The organism is Methylocaldum marinum, from assembly GCF_003584645.1.
In the GTDB taxonomy this organism is placed as follows: Bacteria; Pseudomonadota; Gammaproteobacteria; order Methylococcales; family Methylococcaceae; genus Methylocaldum; species Methylocaldum marinum.
The window spans coordinates 4,433,159-4,454,638 of the sequence record NZ_AP017928.1 but is presented as its reverse complement, the minus strand read 5'-3'; the positions used below and the strand labels follow the sequence as shown (position 1 = coordinate 4,454,638).

The 21,480-nt window shown below is 60.1% G+C and carries 15 protein-coding genes; 4 read left to right on the top strand and 11 right to left on the bottom strand.

What is annotated here, in order from left to right; genetic code table 11:
- Nucleotides 1–12: 12 nt before the first annotated feature.
- The 7 genes from sS8_RS19880 to sS8_RS19850 all read right to left on the bottom strand — a co-directional run bounded on the left by sS8_RS19880 (nucleotide 13) and on the right by sS8_RS19850 (nucleotide 7,688).
- Entirely contained in the window at nucleotides 13–969 is a 957-nt protein-coding gene (locus sS8_RS19880) for a HEAT repeat domain-containing protein (RefSeq protein WP_119631285.1), read from the bottom strand.
- Nucleotides 970–985: 16 nt separating this feature from the next.
- The gene (locus sS8_RS19875; RefSeq protein ID WP_119631284.1) at nucleotides 986–1,219 is read right to left on the bottom strand and encodes a 4Fe-4S dicluster domain-containing protein; all 234 of its coding nucleotides are present in this window, start codon (nucleotides 1,217–1,219) and stop codon (nucleotides 986–988) included.
- An 11-nt stretch (nucleotides 1,220–1,230) separates the two neighbouring features.
- The gene (locus tag sS8_RS19870; protein ID WP_197716586.1) at nucleotides 1,231–2,970 is read right to left on the bottom strand and encodes a fumarate reductase/succinate dehydrogenase flavoprotein subunit; all 1,740 of its coding nucleotides are present in this window, start codon (nucleotides 2,968–2,970) and stop codon (nucleotides 1,231–1,233) included.
- 128 nt (nucleotides 2,971–3,098) lie between these two features.
- Nucleotides 3,099–3,842 (bottom strand): GntR family transcriptional regulator, encoded by a 744-nt coding sequence (locus sS8_RS19865; protein WP_119631283.1) that lies wholly within the window; start codon nucleotides 3,840–3,842, stop codon nucleotides 3,099–3,101.
- A 531-nt stretch (nucleotides 3,843–4,373) separates the two neighbouring features.
- Nucleotides 4,374–5,243 (bottom strand): ABC transporter ATP-binding protein, encoded by an 870-nt coding sequence (locus tag sS8_RS19860; RefSeq protein WP_119631282.1) that lies wholly within the window; start codon nucleotides 5,241–5,243, stop codon nucleotides 4,374–4,376.
- Between the two features lie 77 nt (nucleotides 5,244–5,320).
- Nucleotides 5,321–6,208, bottom strand: coding sequence for an ABC transporter permease (locus sS8_RS19855; protein WP_197716585.1), 888 nt, complete (start codon nucleotides 6,206–6,208; stop codon nucleotides 5,321–5,323).
- Between the two features lie 88 nt (nucleotides 6,209–6,296).
- A complete protein-coding gene (locus tag sS8_RS19850) occupies nucleotides 6,297–7,688 on the bottom strand; it encodes an ABC transporter substrate-binding protein (RefSeq protein WP_119631280.1) in 1,392 nt (463 codons plus the stop codon).
- 546 nt (nucleotides 7,689–8,234) lie between these two features.
- Here sS8_RS19850 and sS8_RS19840 point away from each other — a divergent pair.
- Nucleotides 8,235–9,824 carry a glucan biosynthesis protein gene (locus sS8_RS19840; protein WP_119631278.1) on the top strand — a complete coding sequence of 530 codons (1,590 nt, stop codon included), beginning with the start codon at nucleotides 8,235–8,237 and terminating at the stop codon, nucleotides 9,822–9,824.
- 431 nt (nucleotides 9,825–10,255) lie between these two features.
- Here sS8_RS19840 and sS8_RS19835 read toward each other — a convergent pair whose 3' ends face one another.
- Complete coding sequence (locus sS8_RS19835; protein ID WP_119631277.1) at nucleotides 10,256–13,126, bottom strand: discoidin domain-containing protein; 2,871 nt, start codon at nucleotides 13,124–13,126, stop codon at nucleotides 10,256–10,258.
- Nucleotides 13,127–13,212: 86 nt separating this feature from the next.
- Nucleotides 13,213–13,899, bottom strand: coding sequence for an SAM-dependent methyltransferase (locus tag sS8_RS28285; RefSeq protein ID WP_170161184.1), 687 nt, complete (start codon nucleotides 13,897–13,899; stop codon nucleotides 13,213–13,215).
- A 221-nt stretch (nucleotides 13,900–14,120) separates the two neighbouring features.
- On the opposite strand from sS8_RS28285, the gene sS8_RS19815 reads away from it, so the two are divergent.
- Both sS8_RS19815 and sS8_RS19810 read left to right on the top strand, forming a co-directional pair.
- Complete coding sequence (locus tag sS8_RS19815; protein WP_119631273.1) at nucleotides 14,121–14,966, top strand: aldo/keto reductase family protein; 846 nt, start codon at nucleotides 14,121–14,123, stop codon at nucleotides 14,964–14,966.
- Between the two features lie 388 nt (nucleotides 14,967–15,354).
- Nucleotides 15,355–15,795, top strand: a complete 441-nt coding sequence (locus sS8_RS19810; RefSeq protein ID WP_119631272.1) for a hypothetical protein — start codon at nucleotides 15,355–15,357, stop codon at nucleotides 15,793–15,795.
- 351 nt (nucleotides 15,796–16,146) lie between these two features.
- Here the strand turns inward: sS8_RS19810 and sS8_RS19805 are convergent, their stop codons facing one another.
- Both sS8_RS19805 and sS8_RS19795 read right to left on the bottom strand, forming a co-directional pair.
- On the bottom strand, nucleotides 16,147–16,458 hold the full coding sequence (locus sS8_RS19805; protein ID WP_119631271.1) for an SRPBCC family protein: 312 nt from the start codon (nucleotides 16,456–16,458) through the stop codon (nucleotides 16,147–16,149).
- 1,253 nt (nucleotides 16,459–17,711) lie between these two features.
- Entirely contained in the window at nucleotides 17,712–20,768 is a 3,057-nt protein-coding gene (locus sS8_RS19795; protein ID WP_119631269.1) for a DEAD/DEAH box helicase, read from the bottom strand.
- Between the two features lie 248 nt (nucleotides 20,769–21,016).
- On the opposite strand from sS8_RS19795, the gene sS8_RS19790 reads away from it, so the two are divergent.
- The gene (locus sS8_RS19790) at nucleotides 21,017–21,226 is read left to right on the top strand and encodes a hypothetical protein (RefSeq protein WP_145986622.1); all 210 of its coding nucleotides are present in this window, start codon (nucleotides 21,017–21,019) and stop codon (nucleotides 21,224–21,226) included.
- Nucleotides 21,227–21,480: the final 254 nt, after the last annotated feature.

Sequence of the window (21,480 nt, the reverse complement as noted above, 5' to 3'; positions counted from 1 at the left end):
GGCGATAGTCCTTCAGATTGCGGTGTTCAATTTGCCGAGCGCCCAGCGGGCGAGCTTGCGCACGTCGGGATCGGGGTCGTTCATGGCGTGCTCGATGTATGGCCGGCCGTTGATGTGCGCGATCTCGCCGAGAGCGGCTATGGCCGCTTTGCGCAGATTGCTCATGGCATCGCCGGCGCACTCTCCCAGACAATCGATGGCCACGATTGCGCGCAGCTTGCCGAGCGCCTCGCACGCTTTTTCCCGGACCTGCCAATACCCGTCCCGAGTGGCTCCGATCAAGGGCGGAACGGCATCCACGCTGCCCAGCTTGCCGAGACTGACCGCCGCCTCGGCGCGGACTTGCCAGTGGGCATCGTCGAGCGCGCGGACCACGGTGTCGGCCACCACCGGCGGCTCGCCGAAAAGCAGCGCGCCGATCGCGGCGCGACGCACTTCGTCGTCGCTGTCGTCGCTGCCGACTTTCTTGAGAGCATCGAGGGTATCGGGGGCATGCAGGTATCCGAGTACGCCCACGGCTTCGCGGCGCACCCGCGGGTCCGGATGGACGAGGTGCCGGAGGGCCGCGGGTTTGGCCTCGGCAACCCGGAGCGGCTTGAGGGCCTTGAGTATGGCGGCGATGACGAACGGGTCTTCGTTGTCCAGCGCCTCGAGCAGGGCCGGCGCGGCGGCCGGGTCCTTGATGTCCGACAGGGCCCGGGCGGCGGCATTGCGGACGTTCTCATCGTCGGCGGTCAACACGTCCACCAAGGCCGTCGTCATTGCGGACGCATCGAATTCGTCGATGATCTTGGCCGCCTCCCGGCGGACGCCGGGATCGGGGTCCTTCAGAGCCGCCACCAGCAGTTCGGCAGCCTCCGGTTCGGACGATTCAACCAGATCCATGACCGCCACCCGGCGAATGCCGGGGTCCGTCGATGCCAAGCGTTCGGCAATCTCGTTCAGCAGGGAGTCGCTAAAATCGCGCATGGGATCTCCTTTGCATTCAGCGCAGCAGGTAAGGAATGTTGACCTTCACGGCACCGGTCGGGCAGTCGGCCTCGCACGGCATGCAGTACCAGCATTCGTCGTATTTCATGTGGGCCTTTCCGGTGCTCTCGTTGATCCAGAGAACATCCAGCGGGCAGACGTCGATACACACGCGGCAGCCTTTGTCGGCAATGCATTTTTCCTCGTCGACGATGACGGGGACGCTGGTGGGGGTCGTGGCGATAGGCATGGCGAGCTCCTTTAAGCGTTGGCGGCTTGTTTGATTCGAAACTGGTTGTAGGACTCTTTCTCGCGCTCGTTCAGCGCGACGATGTAGGGCTCGATGGGCCGTTTGAAGCAGCTCATGCTTCCTTTTTCGTCCTTGGCGAGCTGAACGTGGCAGAACCAATCGGCGTCGTTCTTCTCCGGATAATCAACGCGGTAGTGATAAAGACCCCAGCGGCTTTCCCGGCGGTACAGCGAGGACACGGCGGCCATTTCGGCGCAGTCCAGAATATTGTGGACTTCCATGGCACGAAGCAGCTCGTGAGGATCGCGGGCGTACAGATAAGGCAGGTCCTCGCGGATCTGCCGGAACCGCTGCAGGCCGATTTCGATCTTTTTCGTCACTTTCGGGGGTTGCAGGTAGTCGTTGACCAGACGCCGGATCTTGTATTCCATCTGGTAGGGGGTAATGCCGTCATCCCGCTGCACGGGCGCCAGCACCCGCCGGGCCTCCGCTGCGATGAAGCCGTCGTCCGGCGTCGGCCGATCCCGCAGGTCCGCGAAGGCGGCCGCGTTTTCGCCGCAGATCTGGCCATAGACGAAAGCTCCCAGCATGTAATTGTGGGGAACGGAAGCCATGTCGCCGGCGCCGTACAACCCCGGGACACTGGTCTCGCCGCGCTCGTTGATCCATACGCCGGACGAACTGTGGCCGCTGCAGAAGCCGATTTCCGAAATGTGCATTTCCACCATGCGTTCCCGGTAATCGACGTTCCGCCCTTCGTGGAAACGTCCGCGGGACGGTCGTTCGTTGCCATGCAGAATGGTTTCGATCTCTTGTATGGTTTCTTCCGCGAGATGATCGAGCTTCAGGAACACCGGCCCGTCGCCGCTTTCCAGCTCGCGATGGAACTCCAGCATCATCTGCCCGCTCCAGTAGTCGCATTCGATGAATCGGTCGCCGTGAGCGTTGGCGGTGTAGCCGCCCAGGGGGCCGGTAACGTAGGCGCAGGCAGGACCGTTGTAATCCTTGAGCAGCGGGTTGATCTGGAAGCATTCCAGGTTGGTGAGTTCCGCCCCGACGTGGTAGGCCATGGCATGGCCGTCGCCGACGTTGGCCGGATTCTCGTAGGTCCCGAACAGATAGCCCGAGGCGGGAAGCCCCAGGCGGCCGGCGGCGCCGGTACACAGCACGACCGCCTTGGCGCGCAAGACGATGATTTCGCCGGTGCGGGTGCCCACCGCCACGGCGCCGGCGATGCGGCCGTCGGCATCCTTCAGCAGGCGGGTCGCCTGGTATCGGTTTTCCACCACGACCCGCGCCCGCCGCAAGCGGCGGTAGAGAATCTTCTTGACGTTGTGGCCTTCCGGCATGGGCAGCACGTAGGTGCCCAGGTGATGGACTTTCTTGACGTCGTAGTCGCCGGTCTCGTCCTTCTGGAAATAGACACCCCAGTCGTCCAGCTGCCGGATCATGGCATAGCTGCGCTGTGCGTAGGCCATGACCGCCTTCTGGTTAACGATGCCGTCGTTGGCGATGGTGATTTCCTTGACGTAATCCTCCGGTGTCGCGTGCCCCGGGATGATGGCGTTGTTCAGGCCGTCCATGCCCATAGAGATGGCGCCGCTGCGCTTGACATTGGCTTTCTCGAGCAGCATCACGCTGAGCTTCGGATTTCTCTCCTTCGCGGTCACGGCAGCCATGGGGCCGGCCGTGCCGCCGCCAATGACCAACACGTCGACGTCGGTTACAAGTGGTTTAGTGAATGTACTCATCATCGCCCTCTCGTTGGGTTGGTTGAACTGCAAAAACCGTCCCTGGTGTGGATGCGCGGAGTCGGCGCAACCGCCCTTCCGCGTGGAATCCATATGCGGGATTTGTCGCCGGCACCGGATGCCGTCCGCTAGTTCCGGTCGATCCGGAAACGGTATTGGTACGCATCTCCGCGGAAGGAGAGGTACTCGAAGTCGATGGGATTTCCGGCCCGGTCGTAGGTCAGCCGTTCCACGCGCATGATGGGATCGCCGGGCGACATGCCCAGCAGCCGGATGGTTTCGTCATCGGCGAGGAGCGCCTCCAGCTTGATGTCGGCCGCCCCCAGGGGAATGCCCAATTCGTTCTCCAGCATGGGGAAGATGTCCGCCGTGAGATCCCGCCCGAACAGGCGGAGTCCCAGTTGCGACGGGAAATAGCTGAGGTCCACCGAGATCGGCTCGCGGTTCAGGTAGCGCACCCGCTTGACTTCGATGACTTCGTCCTCGGGTTTCAGGCGCAGGTTTTCGCGGATTTCCCGGGTCGGACGGCGCTCCTGGATGCCGATCAGCCGGGCGGAAGTCTCGTAACCCTTGGGGGTCATGGCTTCGCCCAGCCCTTCCAAGCGATGGAGGTCCTGGACGGCCTTGGGTTTTCTGACAAAAGTCCCTTTGCCCTGGGCGCTGAACACCAGGCCCTCGCTGTGCAGATCGCGCAATGCCTGGCGGACGGTGATGCGGCTCACGCCGAAGGCCGCCATCAGCGCGTTTTCCGAGGGAAGTTGTTCATGCGGCGCGTATTCGCCTTCCAGGATGCGGCGTTTCAGCGCCTCCTTGATTTGTACGTAGAGCGGCTGAGGCGAGGTGCGGGTAGTCCCTTCGTTGATCGTTTTCATGATGTTCGAGTCTCCGATAACCGTTAATGAAACAGGATGGAACATAACACGTCATGACAAGTTATAGCATGACTTGGCTCTGCCGTTTCCGGTTTCGATGCCTTTCGGTCGGTTGCCATGGTGTTTCTCCGGCTTGAAAAGAACATTTTCATATCTACCCCGCGGGCCCTTCCGAGCTGGCCGGGAAACCTTTCCCGACGCCCTGCCCCGCCCGAGCGTCTTCGTCGGCAAGGGATTGCCGACCTACGACCGTGCCACCCTGTAGGTCGGGAATCCTTTCCCGACGCCCTGCCCCGCCCGAGCGTCTGCGTCGGCAAGGGATTGCCGACCTACGACCGTGCCACCTGGTAGGTCGGGAATCCTTTCCCGACACCCTGCCCCGCCCGAGCGTCTTCGTCGGCAAGGGATTGCCGACCTACGACCGTGCCACCCTGGTCGGGAATCCTTTCCCGACGCCCTGCCCCGCCCGAGCGTCTTCGTCGGCTTCCCAAAGCCTTCTTTGCCGTATGGGCCAGATGAAGACTCTCTCGCCTAGCGGGAAAAAGCGCACAAGGTTTCCTGCCGGATCAACTCCAGGCAGCGCCGCTTGACTTTCACGAATCGGTCGTCGGTGACCACTTCCGGCCGGCGGGGGCGCGGCAAACCGATCGGGATGTCTTCGATCACCCGCCCGGGGCTCGCGCTCATGACCACCACCCGGTCGCCGAGAAAGATGGCTTCGTCTATGTCGTGGGTGACGAACAGTACGGTGGTGCCGAATTCCGACCAGAGCTCGAGCAGGTTCTCCTGCATCATGGCGCGCGTCTGGGCGTCGAGGGCGCCGAACGGTTCGTCCATCAGCAGCACCGAAGGGTAGTTGGCGAGCGCTCTGGCGATACCCACCCTTTGCTGCATTCCGCCGGAAAGGGTCGCCGGGAAATGATCGGCGTAGCGCAGCAAGCCGACGATTCCCAGGAACGTTCTTGCCACGCTTTCGGCCTCGGCTCGGTTGGCGCCGGCCATCAGGGGGCCGAAGGCGACGTTCTCCTGCACCGTTTTCCACGGAAACAGCGAATGCTGCTGGAACACCATGCCCCGCTCCGGACCGGGTTTGCGCACCACCGCGCCGTCGACCCTGATTTCGCCGCGGGTCGGCTTCACGAAACCGGCGACACTGTTGAGCAGCGTGGACTTTCCGCAGCCCGAAGGCCCCAGCAGGCAGACGAATTCACCGGGACGCACGTCGAGCCCGGCATTCATGACGGCGGCGTTCCGGGCAGCCCCGGTCCCGAACTGAATGCTGACATCGTCGATCTCGACGTGGCCCTTGGTCGCCGGTATGCGTTTGGGTTTCGCGTGAGCAATGCCGGTTCCGTACGCGGCATCTGCCGGCTGTTTTTGTTTGAGGACGGTAAGGTTCATGACGGGTCACCAAGGTTCGGATTGACTCTGGAATGCATGTTTTTCGACGCGGACCGGTATCTCACGGGCGGCCGTCTTCAGGCGCGATGCCCTTCCTTGCTCTGCCAGCGCAGCAGCGGACCGGCGCCTTTGCGAACCAGCATCGTCGAGAACGTACCCAGGGCGCCGATGACGAGCATGCCGATGATGATTCTCGGATACTCGACCAGGGTGTAGGCGGTCCAGGTGAAATAGCCGATACCGTATTGGCCGCTGATGATTTCGCCGGCGAGCAGTGAGAACCAGGAAACCCCCATGCCGATCGACAGACCGGTGACGATACTCGGCAACGCGCCCGGCAGGATCACGTGACGCAGGATGGCGGTGTTGCTCGCGCCCAGCGAACGGGCCGCCCGCAGCAGCAGCGGCGGGGTCTGTTCGACGCCGGCCACCGTGTTGATCACGATGGGAAAGAAAGCCCCCAGGAAGGTGATGAAGATGATGCTCGATTCCTCGGTCGGCAGCATCAGTATGGCCAGCGGAATCCAGGCGACCGCGGGAATCGGACGCAGGATTTCGATATAAACCGACAAGATGTCTTCCATGATTCTGAAACGCCCCATCAGTATCCCGCACAGGATTCCCAGGAAGGCGGCTAGTACGTAGCTGATGGCAATGCGCCGAAGGCTGACCAAAACATGGGTATAGAAGTCGGATGTGGCCAGCTGCGCCACGAATTCGTTCCCCACCACCAGCGGCGTCGGCACGTTCTCGAAGTTCAGGATGAAGCTCCAGCCCTGCTCCGACGCGGTTTGCCAAAGGATTACCGCGGCCAGGACCGACAGCATGCGTACCGCGAACCGGGAGCCTCCCGTCAGCAGCCGGGGAATTACGGATTCATGCGGGGCCGGCGATCGAGATCGGCCGGACACCGGCACTTCGGCGTCTTGGGGTTTGGCTGCGCTGCCGCTTGATTCTGCCAACATGGACATGTTCCTCACCTATCGTTGTTCTCTTTATGGGCGACCGCCACCGGACCGTCGCCGCCTGTCACGCTTCGATCCGGTCGTTCCGCTATTGCCCTTCGGCACTCGCGGCGTTCAATCCGGCCCCTTTCATACTGCCGACCGCCTCCTTGATTCCCAGTAAGGAACCACCGGAGCGATCCGCGTAGGCGACGGCATCGGGCTTTCTCATGAAGGTCTTGAACACGCCATCCGCTGTCTTGACATAAAAGGCAACCTTGCCGAACAGCTTGAGGCCGGTTAATTCGTCATACACATAGCTGGCGTTGATCGCTTGTCCCGCCGCCTCGTAGTCGGCCGTAGCCTTGAGCATGTCGGCGACGCTGGCGTAGGATTCGATGCCCTTCCCGGGATGCCAGATTTCGGCGGGCGGCAGGGCCTTGTTGGCTGATTTGGGATCCACCATCTGCCGCGCCTGCGCCTCGTAATCCAGGCCCGATTCGGCGTAGGCCTGCCTGATGAAGCGGTCGTCTATCCATTCGTCCATGTTCAGGGGCGGAATGGCTTTTTCCCGGGCGAGCACGCCATGCTGAAGCGTCAGCGCGTCGATCCAGGGCTTCTTGATCGTGGGGTCCAGGGTCAGCGTGCCGCCCTTGCCGAAATAGAGGTACTGCACTTCCTTGGGAACGCCGGTCCATTTTTCCAGGCTTTCGGCGGCCCCTACCGGGTCTTCTTGGACCCAGTTGCCGGCTTCGATGATGGCTTTCATGAAGGCCACCACCACTTCCGGATATTTATCGGCGTAATCCTTGCGCACCACCACCCCGTGCAGATAGGGCACGCCGGTCTCGCTGCCGTCGTAGATCTTGCGGCCGGTCCCTTGAAATTCCATGATTTCGGGCCAGGGACAAAAGTCGGCGTGGGCCGCGATCTTCTGGTTCGCGATGTTGGCGGCGCCTACCGGCGGACTCTGATTCTTGAGTTTGATGACGTCGGAGGACAGGCCGATGTCGTGCATCGCCTTCAGCGTCATTCCCCAGGCGGCACTACCCTCCGGTACCGAAACTTCCCGGTTCTTGAGGTCCTCGAAACTGTAGGCGTCGGACCCGACCGGAACCACCAGGGCATTACCGGAGCCGCGCATGTTGTAACCGGTGCCCGCGATATACAGCGAGCGCATTTTCCTGGTTTCCTGGAACTTGGCACCGTTGACGATCAGCGGGTAGTCCCCCATGACGCCGAAATCAAGCTTGTTGGCCAGCATCATGTTGGTAATCGGCGGTCCCGACGTGTAATCCTTCCAGTCGAGGCTATATTTCACACGTTTGTATTTGCCGTCCTTGGGCAGGTATTTTTCGATCAGCTTCAGTTCCTTGACGATCACGCCCGCGGAATAGGTATCGGTACACATGCTCTGATGCCCGATGCCGATGCGCACGGACGCGGCATCTGCGCTACCGGCCACGAATACGGCCACTACGGCGGCTACTCTCAACTTCATTTGCGTTACCTCTGGGAAATTCGGGATCGAACAACTTGTACTAACAGGTTATGATGTTCTGACTTCAATAGTGCATCAGCCGTGCCAGGCTGATCCGGCACCGGGTTTCGTATGCTAAGACCATGATTAATAACACGACGCTGACAGCGCCGTCGGAGCGTTCCGGCTTTTCCGGTTTTTGCCGACATGCACTTGGATAGTGCGTTCGGCATAGAGGACGCCCCGGTTGGTTGCGGTTGGTGCGCGCGACTCCGTCCTCGAATAACACAAGTCCGGCATTCCGTCCGGCCTCAGGCCGTGAAAGAAGCCCCAACGCAGCTCGCCGACATGCCGGGTCAATCTCATCGCCGGCTTAACTGCTTCCGCTCGCGCGCCGGCAATCCCAAGCGTGGAATTCGCTCCGGAACCAGGGCGGCGGCAGATCCTTTGGCGACTCCAGCCCTCTCCCGGCCGCAACTCGGTTTAAGATAATGCCGGTTTCACACGACGCCGTCCGGTTTCGTTGAAACGCTAAATCGTTAGTACCAGTTATAAAATTACAATCCAATGAATCAGAAGTTGACTCGACGCGGATTCCTGAAATCCGCTTCCCTGGTGGCTCTCGGGGGAATGTTTTGCAACTCGGCATGCGCCGCCAGGCCGACTGCGATCCACGGGCTGCGCTTCGGTCGCGCCAAGCCGTTTTCCTTTGATTCGCTGATCGAACGCGCGGCCGCCATGGCCAGGGCGCCCTACGTATCGCCTCCCAAACCCCTGCCCGATATCGTTCAGCAAATCGATTACGATGCTTGGGGAAAAATCCGCTATCGCCCGGATTATGCTTTGTTCGCAAACGGGCCGTCCCTCTATCCCGCCACGTTTTTTCACGTCGGCCAGTTCTTTCAGAAATCGGTCAAGATGCACGTTCTGGAACAGGGCGTGGCCCGGGAAATCTTGTACAGCCCCAAGTATTTCTCGATGCCCAAGAACAGCATCGCTCACAAGCTGCCTGAAAACACCGGGTTTGCAGGCTTTCGTTTGCAGGAATCCCGGAAACGGGACGACTGGCGCACCCAGGACTGGATTGCCTTTCTCGGCGCCTCGTATTTCCGGGCTATCGGCGCTTTGGGCCAGTACGGGCTGTCCGCCCGCGGCGTCATCGTGGACAGCGCCGAACCGACGCCTGAGGAATTTCCGGATTTCACCGAATTCTTCATCGACGGCGCTCCGAAAGAAGACCAGCCCGTATCGGTTTATGCGCTTTTGAACGGACCCAGCCTCGCCGGCGCCTATCATTTCTCGATTCAACGTGCCGAAGGCGTGATACAGGATGTCGAGATGGTTCTGTTTCTGCGCAAGGACATCGCCCGGCTGGGTCTCGCTCCGCTCACCTCCATGTATTGGTTCAGCGAAAAGGAGAAACGCCGGCTCGAGGATTGGCGCCCGGAAGTTCACGATTCCGACGGGCTGGCGATCTGGAACGGGAGCGGCGAACGGCTTTGGCGTCCCTTGATCAATCAGCCCTACGCGGTGACTTCAAGTTTCTCGGACCAGGGGCCCAAAGGGTTCGGCCTGCTGCAGCGCGATCGCGTGTTCGAGAACTACCTGGACGGCGTCAATTACGAGCGGCGACCCAGCCTGTGGGTGGAACCGCTGGATGACTGGGGCCCCGGCGCAGTTCAGTTGGTGGAACTGCCCACCGACGACGAAATCCACGACAACATCGTGGCGTACTGGCGGCCGGAGGGTCCGGCGAGTGCCGGCAATAGCTACCGGCTGCGCTACCGATTGCACTGGATGGCCGACGAGCCCTACCCCGCGCAGGTGGCGCGCTGCGTGGCGACCCGCGTCGGGCGCGGAGGACAGCCGGGCAAACCGCGGCCCCGGGGCGTGTACAAGTTTTGTGTCGAATTCGCGGGTCCGGCCCTGGATCCGCTGTGGGGGAATTCGGTCAAGGCCGAACCGATCGTGACCGCATCCAGCGGCACGGTCAGCGGCGCCTTCATCGAGCCCGTACCGGGGACGCGCCGCTGGAGGGCGCTCTTCGACCTCGCCCCGAACGGCGCCGATCCGGCGGAACTCCGGCTCTATATACGTGGCAACGGCGACGCGCTGACCGAAACCTGGCTTTACCAGTTCCGGGTCCGCCCGGACTAACTCCATTCGGCATTCGAGTAAAGAATAATCGTAGGATGGGTAGAGCGAAGCGGAACCCATCGATGGTGGGTTAGCCCCTCGACTCCGCTCGGGGCAGGTCCTTCGACCGGGCTCAGGACAGACTGTGCGTAACCCACCGATGCGAGGTCGCTCGGTGGGTTACGGCCTTGCGGCCTAACCCACCCTACGAAAATGAATGCCTCGTTGGAAGCGATTTGGAATGAGTCGAAGACCGCTTCCCGACGGTCGGAACATCCTATAAACGAAGGTCTGAACAAGCCCTCTGGGAGAGGGTTGGGCGAGGGCCTGTTGGATCAATCGGTTGCCGGGTCGCTTCTCCTCATCGGAGACTTCATCAGAACTTCCTGATCGCCATTGTTGAAAATCGCTCTTCGTGCCGAAGCAATAGGAAGGGCAACCGCCGGGCGCCCCTACTCGATCACGAGCCGGCTCCAATTCGGCGCCGTGATGAAATCGCCGTCGATCCCGCAGGGCTTGCCGTCGGCCAGGGCTTGCCTTGCGCCCGGATAGCGCAGGACGATCCGTTCCGGCGCGGGGCCGGTCAGGTTCAGATCGACCGTCAGCCGCGGCCCGTCGCGGCGGGCTTCGAGATTGACCGTTCCGAAGTAGGTCGGCAGCTCGTTCAGTGTTATACCCTCTCCCTCCCACCAGGCATCGGGAACGGCCCGAAACAGCTCGAGCATGGCGCCGTTTTCCCGCAGCAGCATCCGGCGGATCGCGGTGGCGAATTCGGCGCCTATCCAGGTGTGCGGCATATCGCCGATATAATCCGGCACGCGCGGATCGCCCCAGACGACTTCGGCCCAATGCCGCCAACCGGGGGGTCTTCGCCAGCCGAGCGCATCCTTCAGGACCCGGAAAGCATCCTCGGTTCGGCCGAGAGCCACGAACGCGTTCAGATTGCGAATCTCGTACGGCGTAAAGCCCCCTTGAAAGTCGGGCGCGCGGATGACATCGAGATGGTCGCGATACACATCGTAGGTCGCCTGAATGTACTCGGCCGGAAGCACGTCTTCCACCCGGCAGGGTTCGAAGGCGATCGAGGTCGAGGTGGGGTCGACGTCCTCGCGATCGGCGGACGCATGAACCAGCCCCGTCCCCAGCGCTTCGGTGGTCATGCGCAGCGAGCGGGCCAGGTTTGCCGCGAACGCCCGCCCCTTGGTCTCGGCCTCGGCGGCTATCTTCGCATCACCGATCTCGGAGGCCAGGTACGCGCAATCGCGCCACGCGCGCAGGGCGAAAAAATCGTCCCAGTAGCTGTAGGTCGGCTTGTTGTAACCCTCGTGACTGATGGACGGGGCCAGCAGCCCGTGGAACCGGGTTTCCGGCCCGTGCGCGGCGTTGGTTTCGGCGCAGAGCGTCTCGATGAATCGGGTCGCCCGGACCACGGGTTCGAAGATCGCATCCAGGAAGGCGCGGTCCCGGCTGAAGCGGTAGGTATCGGCGGCAATCGCCACGAACTGGCCTTGGGCGTCGAACTCGATGTCGCTGCCGTAACCGCGGTTCACGCTGCCGTCCGGATTGAGGATGGGCGGCACCATGCCGTTTTCATAGATGCGTTTCGAGTACCACAGCACGTAGCGTTTGGCCGGCTCGATCAGACCGGCGTAGAGCAGCGCAAGCGCCTGCGAGGAGCCGTCACGTATCCAGGTACGGTCGTAATTGCGGGGACCGGGCTTGAAGGCATAGCGGGTGGCGTTCACCAGGATGAGTCCGGTCTGTGCCTCGACCGTGTCGGCGACTTCACGATCCCCCACCGATATCCTGCGCGGGCCGATCGTCTCGCGCCACTGTCGGGCGACTTTCTCGCGAATGCCGGCAAAATCGACCCCGGCGTCCGGCGCGATGCCGTCCATGAGAGACGCCGAGACGAGAAACGAAGCGGATTCGCCCGGAGCCAGGTGAAAACCGAACTCGCATGCGGCGCTCACGAGGCCGGAATCGGAACGAAGGCTGCGCCCGGTCTGCCGGGGCTCCTTTTCGATGAGTGTGATCACGTCCCCCTCGTCGAATTCCGCAACCGTCACCACGTCCGGTTCGCTCGAAAACCCGGCAAACGCCTGATCGTTAACCCACATCGTCTTTCCGTCCACGGCGATGGCGTTGATGACGGCGTGACCGCCATGCTGCCAGTACGGGTTGATTTGGACGGGACGCAGGGCAAGGACCAGTGCCCCCTGCCGAGGCCGGTCGGAAAAATTCGTGACGCGGTATTCCACCAGCGCCGTACCGGCCTGGGTCAGGGCAGTCACGCGAAGTTCCTGCTCCCGTACGGACCATGTGACGCAGGGAATGGGCAGTGCGCCGTCGACCAAAGTTTGGGCGATTTCCGAAGCGGCGGGCGCGCCGTGGAGATGTCCGTCCAATCGAAGCAAGGGGGTGATCTGACCGGATCCGAACCGGGGTTCGAGATTGCCGTATTCGTCGAACAGGGCGTCCTCGGCATGATCGATCTCTCCGAGCACGGTCCAATAGACCTGCCGGCCGAGAAGAGACTGCGGATAAAGATCGCTGCGGGCGACTTTGGCCGCGCGTTCCAGCCGGCCGATCGGCATTCGGTCCTTGTTCAGGATACGGAGCTTGAGTTCATCGACGATCGCCCCTTCCGGAGCGCTCGCCTCGTGAACCGTGAAGCGCAGATAGCGGCTGGTCGTGGTCCGCCAGTAAAAGCTGTCGTAGTCGCCGTTGCCGAGGATGATACGGCCCACCTCCCGGAAGCTTTCGCCGTCGTCGGAAAGATGCACCGAAAAATCGGTCCCGTATGCCGCTCCCCACTGGACCAGCACGCCGAGAGGAGACCGGGTATAGCCGAAATCGACGGTTATGCTCTCGCCGGGCGGAAGCGTGACCGGCGAACGGCCCAGCGCCATGACGCGGCCGGGTTCTTGCGCGGACGCGGCCCGGTCCGGAGCGTACAAGTTGATCTCGACGATTTCGAGGCCCCGTTCCGGTTCCGGATCAGTGCACGTCCAGCGCACGAATCGGGCTTCCGTCGCCGGAAATGCGAACACGTCCAGCCCGCCTTCGCCGTGTCCGGTGGCACAAAGAGGCGTCCACACCTGGCCGTCGAGCGAGGACAGGAAGGAATACGTCTTGGGCGCGTGCCGGCCCCAATAAACCTCGAGCCCTCCCATGATCGCGTTCCGGCCCAGGTCGATCTCGAGCCAAGCGTCGGTGGCGGCTTCGCACGCCCACTGCGTGGAGTAGGAATCATTGATGGCGGCTCGGGGATCTCCGCTGCTGGCTGTCGCCGTCCATTGGCTCTTGTCGGGAAAATTCATTAGCGCTCCGCGGTCGGGGTGTATCGATTCGCTCGGAAGATTAGCATGGTCGCAGGGGTCGCCAGGCTACCGGCGCCGGTGCGTGCTCAGGCTCTCGTTCGGATGCGCAGCATTTCATTACCGCCTCTCTGCAACTCGTAATCGACTTTCTCCACCGTCACCTCGAAACCTTCCGATGCGAGTTCCTCGATCAGCGGCTGCAGGTAGGGCGGCGGCTGCAACATCAGTGTCAGCAGCGGAAAAATACGCGCTTCCGGGGCCAGGCGCAGCATTTCGCGTACCGATGCCCGATGAAAGTCATAGCTCAGATGGTCCGAATACAAAAACAGGAAATGCGAACACAGCGCCAGTTGGAAAGCACGTTTCCCGAAATCGATGCTCGGTAGCTCGCCCACGACATAACGCCCTTCACGCTTTCCGGTTTCGTAGTCGGACAAGAAACGGCGCAAGACATTCACGCGGTTTTCTTTCAGATGTTCCGGCGACTCGTGATAGGTCCAAACCCAATCGTCGGAGCTGGCTTCGACCTGGGCGATGATAGCATCAACGACCGAATAGAATTGTTTTTCGATTTCGTCGGAGCTGAAAACGTACAAGGGATCAACCGAAACCACCGACTTGCCCATGCCGAACATTTCGGCATTGAAACTCGCCGGACCGTCGCCGACGCCGACAATGGTCTTGTCGAGGTCGGCCTCGGACAACGCGAACATGCTTTTGTACTCCGCCAGGGAGCGGCCGAAGGGGACGACCTTTTCCAGTTTCATGACCATGTGACTCGCTTTCCTCCCGGCCGGGCCAATGCTTATCCGGCAATTGTAACGACATAATTCCGATACATCTTGTTGCCCTCGTTCTTTGTCCGAGCCGGATTCGGTTATCATCGGGGCAACTTTTCCCACAACCCCTCTCGATAGCGCAGCCGGCCGGTAAATATCCCGACGCACGGCAGCCCAGCGCCGGGCGGCTTCAAACCAATTCTCGGAGAACATTGATGAAAGACAAGCAATTCGTGCGGTCCGTTTACGGGGTGCCCATGCCCGGGATTCTGTACGGGACGGCCTGGAAAAAGGAGCGCACGGCGGCTCTGGTCGAACAGGCCATCACCGCGGGATTTCGCGGCATAGACACTGCCTGCCAGCCCAAGCATTATGACGAGCCGGGCGTCGGCGCCGGCCTGGCGGCTTGTCTCGAGGCCGGGTTGAGCCGCGCCGAACTCTATGTCCAGAGCAAATTCACGCCCGCGCGCGGACAGGATCCGGACCGCATGCCGTATGACCCGAACGCCTCAGTGACCGAGCAAGTCGCCCGGTCGTTCGAGACCTCCCTGAAGAATCTCCAGACCTCGTATCTCGATGGGCTGGTGCTGCATTCTCCTTACCCGGACGAACCGGACACCCTGGAAGCCTGGCGGGCCATGGAAGCGCTCTACGAAACCGGCGCCGTCAAGCAACTGGGCATCAGCAACTGCTATAAGCTCGAACAACTCGAGCAGCTCTATCGCAAGGCCACCGTCAAGCCCGCCGTGGTCCAGAACCGTTTCTACGCCGAGACCGAATACGACCGTGACATTCGCGCCTTCTGCCGGAAGCACCGGATCGTTTACCAGAGTTTCTGGACGCTCACCGCGAATCCCAAGGTGCTCGCCCACGACACCTTGCAGGGCCTGGCCTCGAAATACCAACGCACCCCCGCGCAGGTATTTTTTCGCTATTTGACCCAGATCGACATCGTCCCACTGACCGGCACCACCTCGGAAGCCCACATGCGGGAGGATCTCGCGATCTTCGACTTCGAACTGACACCCGGCGAGTGCGATGCGGTGGCGCGCTTGCTTTGACCGCAAATTCCTGCGGACCCGGCTGTGGCGAAAAAAGCGTTACAAAATAAAAACCCATGTCATGAATGCATTACGAAATAGTGCCTATATGCTTTTCTGAAAAAAACGCTATAAGTGCTTATGGAGCGCTCATATCGCTCCGAGCGATGTTTGCGGCGTCGTCGGCCAAGTGGAATCATGAAACGGGGACGAGATTCGCCGTTGGCTTGTTTACTCTGATGGTTCGATGCCCGTTTCGTAGGCGCCGGTTGGCGTAGACCGCTGGGCAGACATTCATTAGTCTCTGAAAGGAATTCCAGGGCTAATGCAACTTTTCATGCCCTCATTCAGAGCTCAAATGGGTTGAGCTTTTGTGTGCCAGGAATCATGGTTATCAAGGAGATTACCCATGAAAACACTCCTCACGTTCGTTTCCGCTCTGTTTTTCACGATTGCCGTCTCACCCTCCGCTTATGCAAGACCCTGCGCCGGAAACCAAGGCGGTTTCACGCTGACTTGCAGGGGCGGTTTTCCAATCCAGAACCATGGGGGGGAAAACACCAGTCGCAAGGATATAACTTTCGTCAGATCGCCGAATGCCGCGGGATCGAGCGGAAGGACCCTGGCTCCCGGAACCTGTGCCTGGGAGGACCGTCCGGTGAGCCCCAATGAGCCTGCGCGCTTCTATTATTCCGTCTCCACCACGAATGCGGGAACGCAAGGCTGGTTCAACTTGGTGTCCCAATGCACTTTCAATAACCGTTGCACGGTCGAAGTGTGCGTCAGGAACGACGGGGCAGGCAATCTGCAAGTCCTGACCAACCACGCCATCGTGCGGTTTCCGTTTTAGCTCGTGGCAAGAACCACGCTGAAACAACTCGTGGGCTATTTTCGAGCACCTCTTGTTATTCCAAATCGCTTTCAGTCAGGCATTAATTCTCGTAGGGTGGGTTAGGCGCACATCAGCATTGACCGACGGCTGATCACTGCGCGTCGCGTGCGCCGTAACCCACCGGGCGACTTCCCATCGGTGGGTTACGCGGAGCCTGTCCTGAGCTCCGTCGAAGGGCTAACCCGCCATCGACGGGTTTCGCTCCGCTCTACCCATCCTACGATGAATGTTCACTCGAGTGCCGAATGGAATTACAGCCGGCCGTCCGTCATATTCATTTCGACACCCCCGCCGCAACGCGGCCTCTTTTTATAAGGTTCCAAGATAAGCATCGAGCTGCTCGAGTCCTCCGCCCCAGCCCTTGCCGTGTTCGGAACGAGAGGCCTCGAAGGCTTCGGCTTCTTCTTTGGCCGGATTAATCGGTTGCCAGATTAACTGCAATTTGGTCTTGCCGCCCACCTCCTCCAGCTTGATGGTGGTTCTCAATTCTCTCGGCCAATGAGGCATCTGCGGATTGGGCAGAATCTCGCCCGCTTGGTTTGAATTGTACTGCCTGAAAACAAGGCTCTCCGGTGGGTTGATTTCTTCGTATTTGGTCAAAAACCAATCGTCGTGGCGCATTGTATTCTCGAGTCAATATCGTTGGCTCTACCGTCAATTCGTTTTCATTGCTCATCCTTCACCTCTTTTGATTGGACTGAGGCTGATGCTGGAATGTGAGAACTGCGCCCAATCTCCCCGTTCAGGCACAAGAATGCGATTACATCGCCATTTTTAAGAAAACCTTCTGGAACATCCGAGTCACCAAAAGGATTAAATATGGCGACGAGTAGTGCCTTCGGCGGCCCGCGTTCGATCCAATCGCAAATGTCGCTTTAGTCGCGACCTTCCTGCGTCCGCCACGCCTACGTACGTCGCTTCGCTCTGCACTCCGGCAGGGCTCCCACAAATGACGTGACGCCGTGTCGGTTGCCTTATGTTTGATCTCCGCTGCGCTACCGCTACGACTCCGATCAAGCATCCGGCCCTACGGCTACGCGGGGGGCGACGCACTTCGCTGCGCTGCCGCTACGCTTCCTGTGCCCGTCATGGCCGATCGGTTAAAAAGCACGCTTCAGCCTGCGCTACGAGTACGAGCTCCACCCCTGCGTGCTGACCAAACCACCCCGAACCCCGACGCTAGAAGCCAGAACGCGGACGGTAAGGGAACTTGCCCAGCGGGCGGTATCGCCAAAGGTTCGAGATCGATTCCAGCGCGGCCGCTCGCAGTCGGAGAGAAAAGAAATAGATTGGAATCTCCAAACTCCTGGAATAGCTCTAAAGTTAAGCCGTCACTCCAATCGCCGAAGTCCGGCCTGCCGAACAATTCGACGGTTGCGGTAATCCCTCCAGTACTGGTCCAATGCATTACGGCGCTCGATTTCACATCATCCTGAGTGAATTCCTGACCTCCCACGGATAGGGTGAACTCGGTAACGGGGGTGTACTCGTTTGAGGATTCGTGCCGGTCGAACACAAAACTTCCGCTTACCGGCGTCCCGAGTACGACACCGGGAACCGTGGCGTCGACGACATCCAATTCCGCGTAATAATGCAGCCTTGTGATCAACGCAGCCTGGGCGTCCGATACTGCGCCAATCGATGGACAAAGGTTGATAAGAATTACACTCAGTGAGAAAACCCATCGCCGATGTAGCTTCATCGAAACTCTCCTTTTTGGACTGGTGTGAATGGAAATTGACGAGGTATAGGCCAAACATCGATGGCAAACGTCATGGTTAGGCCAATGGAGAGTAACTAAAGGAAATATTTGAATATTTCAAAGGAAACTTGCTGAATTGATGATAAGCGTCACAAATAAAATTCAATTTTGGTCAAGCGACTTCCGCCCGAGGCTCATCCAAGGTCAACCGTTGCCTGAGTAGGCCCGATGGAGCGCCCCGATTCTCCATTCCGAAAACGTCAGGATGGCCAAAAACGATGAAGGAATCTCTCGCACGAGAGACGGCTACATTCAGCATATTTGGGCCTCGATCGTAGAACTTGCCGGTGCCTTTATCGTTGATGCCGTAGACGCTGGAAAACAGCACCAGCAATCGCTCATCGCCCTGCAGGCTATGCACCGTTCCCACAGTCAGACCATAAATGTCCCGTCGGTGCAGTTCAGTGCGGATCAACGACGCCTGCTTGCTGAACGGTGTAACGATACCCACGGACATTTTCAGCACCGCGTCGTCGCTCTTGTCCGCCAGCCTCGGGTCGGTCCGGCGCGCATAGTTCAGAATGTTCTCCCGCTCCGCGCTCAGCCATTGCGCGATCCGTTTAGCCTCTCCCGGGTTGCCGCGGCTCCCGCCATAGGAACGTGAGGGCTCTTCGACCGGAACCATGGAAAGAACGCCCCATGGCACCTCTATCTCGGGATCGCCGCGCAGCGGCTCGAGTACACCCTGGTAAACGAGCGCGTTGCAATAACCCACGATGTCGTCATAGCAGCGCCGATGCTCGGTGAGGTAGAGTCCGCGCTGCAGTTTGGGAAACTGATGATAACGGCACTGGCGCTGAGCGATACGCATCAGGTTGCCGCTGCTCGCCGGCAATCCGCTGGCGAGCCAGAAATCGTCATAGGAACGTTCGTCTTCCAGCAGGCCATAGCGTTCGAGGTTGGCTCGGTCCACACTCGCGGGCACGCTCCATACCGGCTCGATCTGGTCGGTATCTCCCACGACCAGCGCACGCTTCGCCAACGAGAAACTCGCTGCGGAAACCTCCGGCAGCGCCTGCCCTGCCTCGTCGACGATCAGCAGATCAATCTCGTTGAATAGCGGGATATCCATCCACACCTCGTCCCGAAATTGTCCTGCCATAAAAGTCGAAGGCGTCATGAAGAAGGTCGACACGAAGCAAGGCGTCAGCTTGGCGAAACGGCGCAATTTGCGTTTCACCTTCTCCGGCGACTTCCTGTCCGAGTCATTGCCGGCCAGGAAGTCATCGAGTTCCAACAACCAGCGCGCTTCCCAGTAGTGGGTCGCCAGCTTGAACAGCTCAAACCGCAGGACACGGTCGTTAATCTCGTTGATCTGCCCGGCAAGCGTTTTCGACTTCAAGGTTCGGGGCCGGTGACGAGCAACCCAGTCACCGAGCTTCTCCCGGGAGATTCGATACCGCACGGCCAGCGCCTTGAGCTTGGCAAGCATTTGCGTGAGGCTTCCGAGCGCCTCTCGACAGTGATCGATCTGCTCCCGGAACCAGCCTTCCACGGCAGCGTCGGAGTGATCGTTCAAAGTCACGTTCCACCGGTTCAACAAGCGGGCTGTCTTGCGATATTCCTCCCGTCTCAGGGATGCGCCTATGCCGGGCACGAGCGATAGCAAACGCACCCGGAAAGAGCGCCGCTCCCACAGATCGTACAGTTCGTCGAGGCGGGACCTGAGCCGTTCATAGTCTGCTTTGGCACCATCCAACTGCTCGCGCTTGGTTTCGATCCCGGCGTCGAGCGCATCGATGTCGCCGCAGATTTCCATAACATCATGCTCGACGGCCTGATAGTCCTCCAGCAATGCGAGCCCGGACACCATCTCTGCCCGGCGGTTCATCATGGCCTGGTGCAGAGCCTTCCGGACCTCTCCGGGGCCGGCCGCCGAACCCGCCAGCCATTGCTCCGCGCACCGCAGGAATCGAGAGCGGGCACGCTCGAAATAGTCCCGCGTCTGCCAGGCCCGCATGCAGCCTTCGCCGCGCGGTCCGTGATACAGATAAGGATTCTCGCCGTTCGCCTTGTTGCCGGCACAGCAGTAGAGCCCATAGCTGTCCAGCTCCGGCAGCCACCGCCCCTGGAGGCGTTCGTCGAGACCCGCCTCATCCACCTTGGCAAAACTCTCCAGGATATTGGTCACGGCCTGGTTGTTGCTGGAGGCCGCCACGATCAGCGGCGGCTCTTTTTCGTCCAGCGCGGCCTGCGTCCACAAGCTGGCGACGACCGAACGCAGCAGGGTAGTCTTGCCGGTGCCCGGCGGACCGTTGACGGCAAGAATCTCGCCGTCTTCCTGACTCAGGAAGTGGTGCAAGGCGTTACGCTGCTTGGAGGAAAGCGGAAACTCTCCGGTCATTTGCCCAACATGCCGGCGGGCCAGGCCGGTGTCCGACTCGAGATCCTGGTTCAACTTCAGCGGCGGCGAGTTCCGGCCGGCATAACGGCGAAACAGCAACGGAAGTTCATCCTTTTCTCCCAGGGCATCCAGCACCTTGAGCAAATTCTCCTTGGCACCGACGATCGGCAGCGCCTCGACCTGCAACAGGCTCTGCTCGGTCTGCTCGTAGTCGGCATGAATCGCCAATTCGAACAACGACGTGCCGGGCTGACAATCATTCGGTGCGATATACTCCGCCCCCGTCACCGAACAAAGCATGTGCGTGCAATAGCCTACCAGCTCCGACCAGCTCGCTATCCCTTCGAACGGATGTTCGGTCAGAAAGGCATCGACAGTTGCGACGTCGGCGATGAGCTCCGCCGCGCTCTCGTTCGGCGACAGCCACTCTCGCGGAATCCACGGCGCTTTGCCGGCAGGCCGCAACTGGCCATTACGGTCAAGCCGTACGAAGACCACCAATGGCAACAACACCTGACGCTTGCGACTGTCACGAGCGCCGCCGCGGTAGCGCTGCAAGTCGACACGCGGGAACATCAGCGATTCGACTTCTACCGGCGGCTTCTTGCCCTGCCCCCGGTAGCGGGCCCAGATGGTCTCGGCCCGGTCGGGAGGAATCCGCCCGCTCAGCCAAACTTGACGATCCAAAGCCACGTAGTTCGCGTGCGGATTGAGCTGCTTGTCCGATCCCAACACGGGGAGAAGCGCTTTATCCTCGGGACACAAGCGATCAGCGTCGATCAATGATTGCCGGAAATAACGGGTCAAATTCTGCAAATATCCCATTGTCGAGAATTTCCTTTCTATTCGCCTTTATCAACACTCCGCATCGAACAAGGTCCGATTAGCGAGCCGCTCTGAATTACTTTATTTCATTCGGCGAGGGTCTTGATTTTTGAATCGAACCCAACGGTAAGTCGGGCAAGTAAGACTACTGATTTGGAAAGCCAAAGGAAGGATATTTCTTGTAAGCCCAAGCTGATTTCGTCGTCGGCTCAGGCTTACATTTGTTGGAAAAAACTTTGCACAGTTGCTTGGCGCTCATCCGCCTTATTAGCGCCGTTCCGGCGTTGTTCGGCTGCGTTTCATTTTGTCCGGTCTCCTATGCGCTCGGTGCCGATCTGCCTGCGTTCCGGGCATATCTCACCGAATGCAATCCAAAACATATTCGGGCACACCGTTTCCATGACATGGAAGTGCTCTCCAGGCAGTTTTTGCCGTTCCTTGTTCATCCGGTTCCATGATCGATAGGGATACCTAGGCTCTCTTCTCGACGTTCCGATTAAGACCCGGTTAGGTCCTGACATCCACTGGCCTTCGGCTGGAGGAGTAATAGCCGGTGACACTGCCAATGAAAGTGGCACAGGGGGCCGGGACCTCATGAAAGTATTCGTTGCACGCGACGCCGAAGCCCGGCACCGGTGTCATCGAGAAAATGACCAGCGCGGTAGGGACGATCGGTTAAGGATATTTGCTCGCGGTCCGCCGCTTGGTTGCG

Excerpts from the sequence above, each read along its gene's own strand:
- sS8_RS19860 (WP_119631282.1), bottom strand. The coding sequence starts at position 5,243 with ATGAACCTTACCGTCCTCAAACAAAAACAGCCGGCAGATGCCGCGTAC.
- sS8_RS19850 (WP_119631280.1), bottom strand. The coding sequence starts at position 7,688 with ATGAAGTTGAGAGTAGCCGCCGTAGTGGCCGTATTCGTGGCCGGTAGC.
- sS8_RS19840 (WP_119631278.1), top strand. The coding sequence starts at position 8,235 with ATGAATCAGAAGTTGACTCGACGCGGATTCCTGAAATCCGCTTCCCTG.
- sS8_RS19875 (WP_119631284.1), bottom strand. The coding sequence starts at position 1,219 with ATGCCTATCGCCACGACCCCCACCAGCGTCCCCGTCATCGTCGACGAG.
- sS8_RS19810 (WP_119631272.1), top strand. The coding sequence starts at position 15,355 with ATGAAAACACTCCTCACGTTCGTTTCCGCTCTGTTTTTCACGATTGCC.
- sS8_RS19865 (WP_119631283.1), bottom strand. The coding sequence starts at position 3,842 with ATGAAAACGATCAACGAAGGGACTACCCGCACCTCGCCTCAGCCGCTC.
- sS8_RS28285 (WP_170161184.1), bottom strand. The coding sequence starts at position 13,899 with ATGGTCATGAAACTGGAAAAGGTCGTCCCCTTCGGCCGCTCCCTGGCG.
- sS8_RS19795 (WP_119631269.1), bottom strand. The coding sequence starts at position 20,768 with ATGGGATATTTGCAGAATTTGACCCGTTATTTCCGGCAATCATTGATC.
- sS8_RS19805 (WP_119631271.1), bottom strand. The coding sequence starts at position 16,458 with ATGCGCCACGACGATTGGTTTTTGACCAAATACGAAGAAATCAACCCA.
- sS8_RS19870 (WP_197716586.1), bottom strand. The coding sequence starts at position 2,970 with ATGAGTACATTCACTAAACCACTTGTAACCGACGTCGACGTGTTGGTC.
- sS8_RS19880 (WP_119631285.1), bottom strand. The coding sequence starts at position 969 with ATGCGCGATTTTAGCGACTCCCTGCTGAACGAGATTGCCGAACGCTTG.
- sS8_RS19815 (WP_119631273.1), top strand. The coding sequence starts at position 14,121 with ATGAAAGACAAGCAATTCGTGCGGTCCGTTTACGGGGTGCCCATGCCC.
- sS8_RS19855 (WP_197716585.1), bottom strand. The coding sequence starts at position 6,208 with ATGTTGGCAGAATCAAGCGGCAGCGCAGCCAAACCCCAAGACGCCGAA.
- sS8_RS19835 (WP_119631277.1), bottom strand. The coding sequence starts at position 13,126 with ATGAATTTTCCCGACAAGAGCCAATGGACGGCGACAGCCAGCAGCGGA.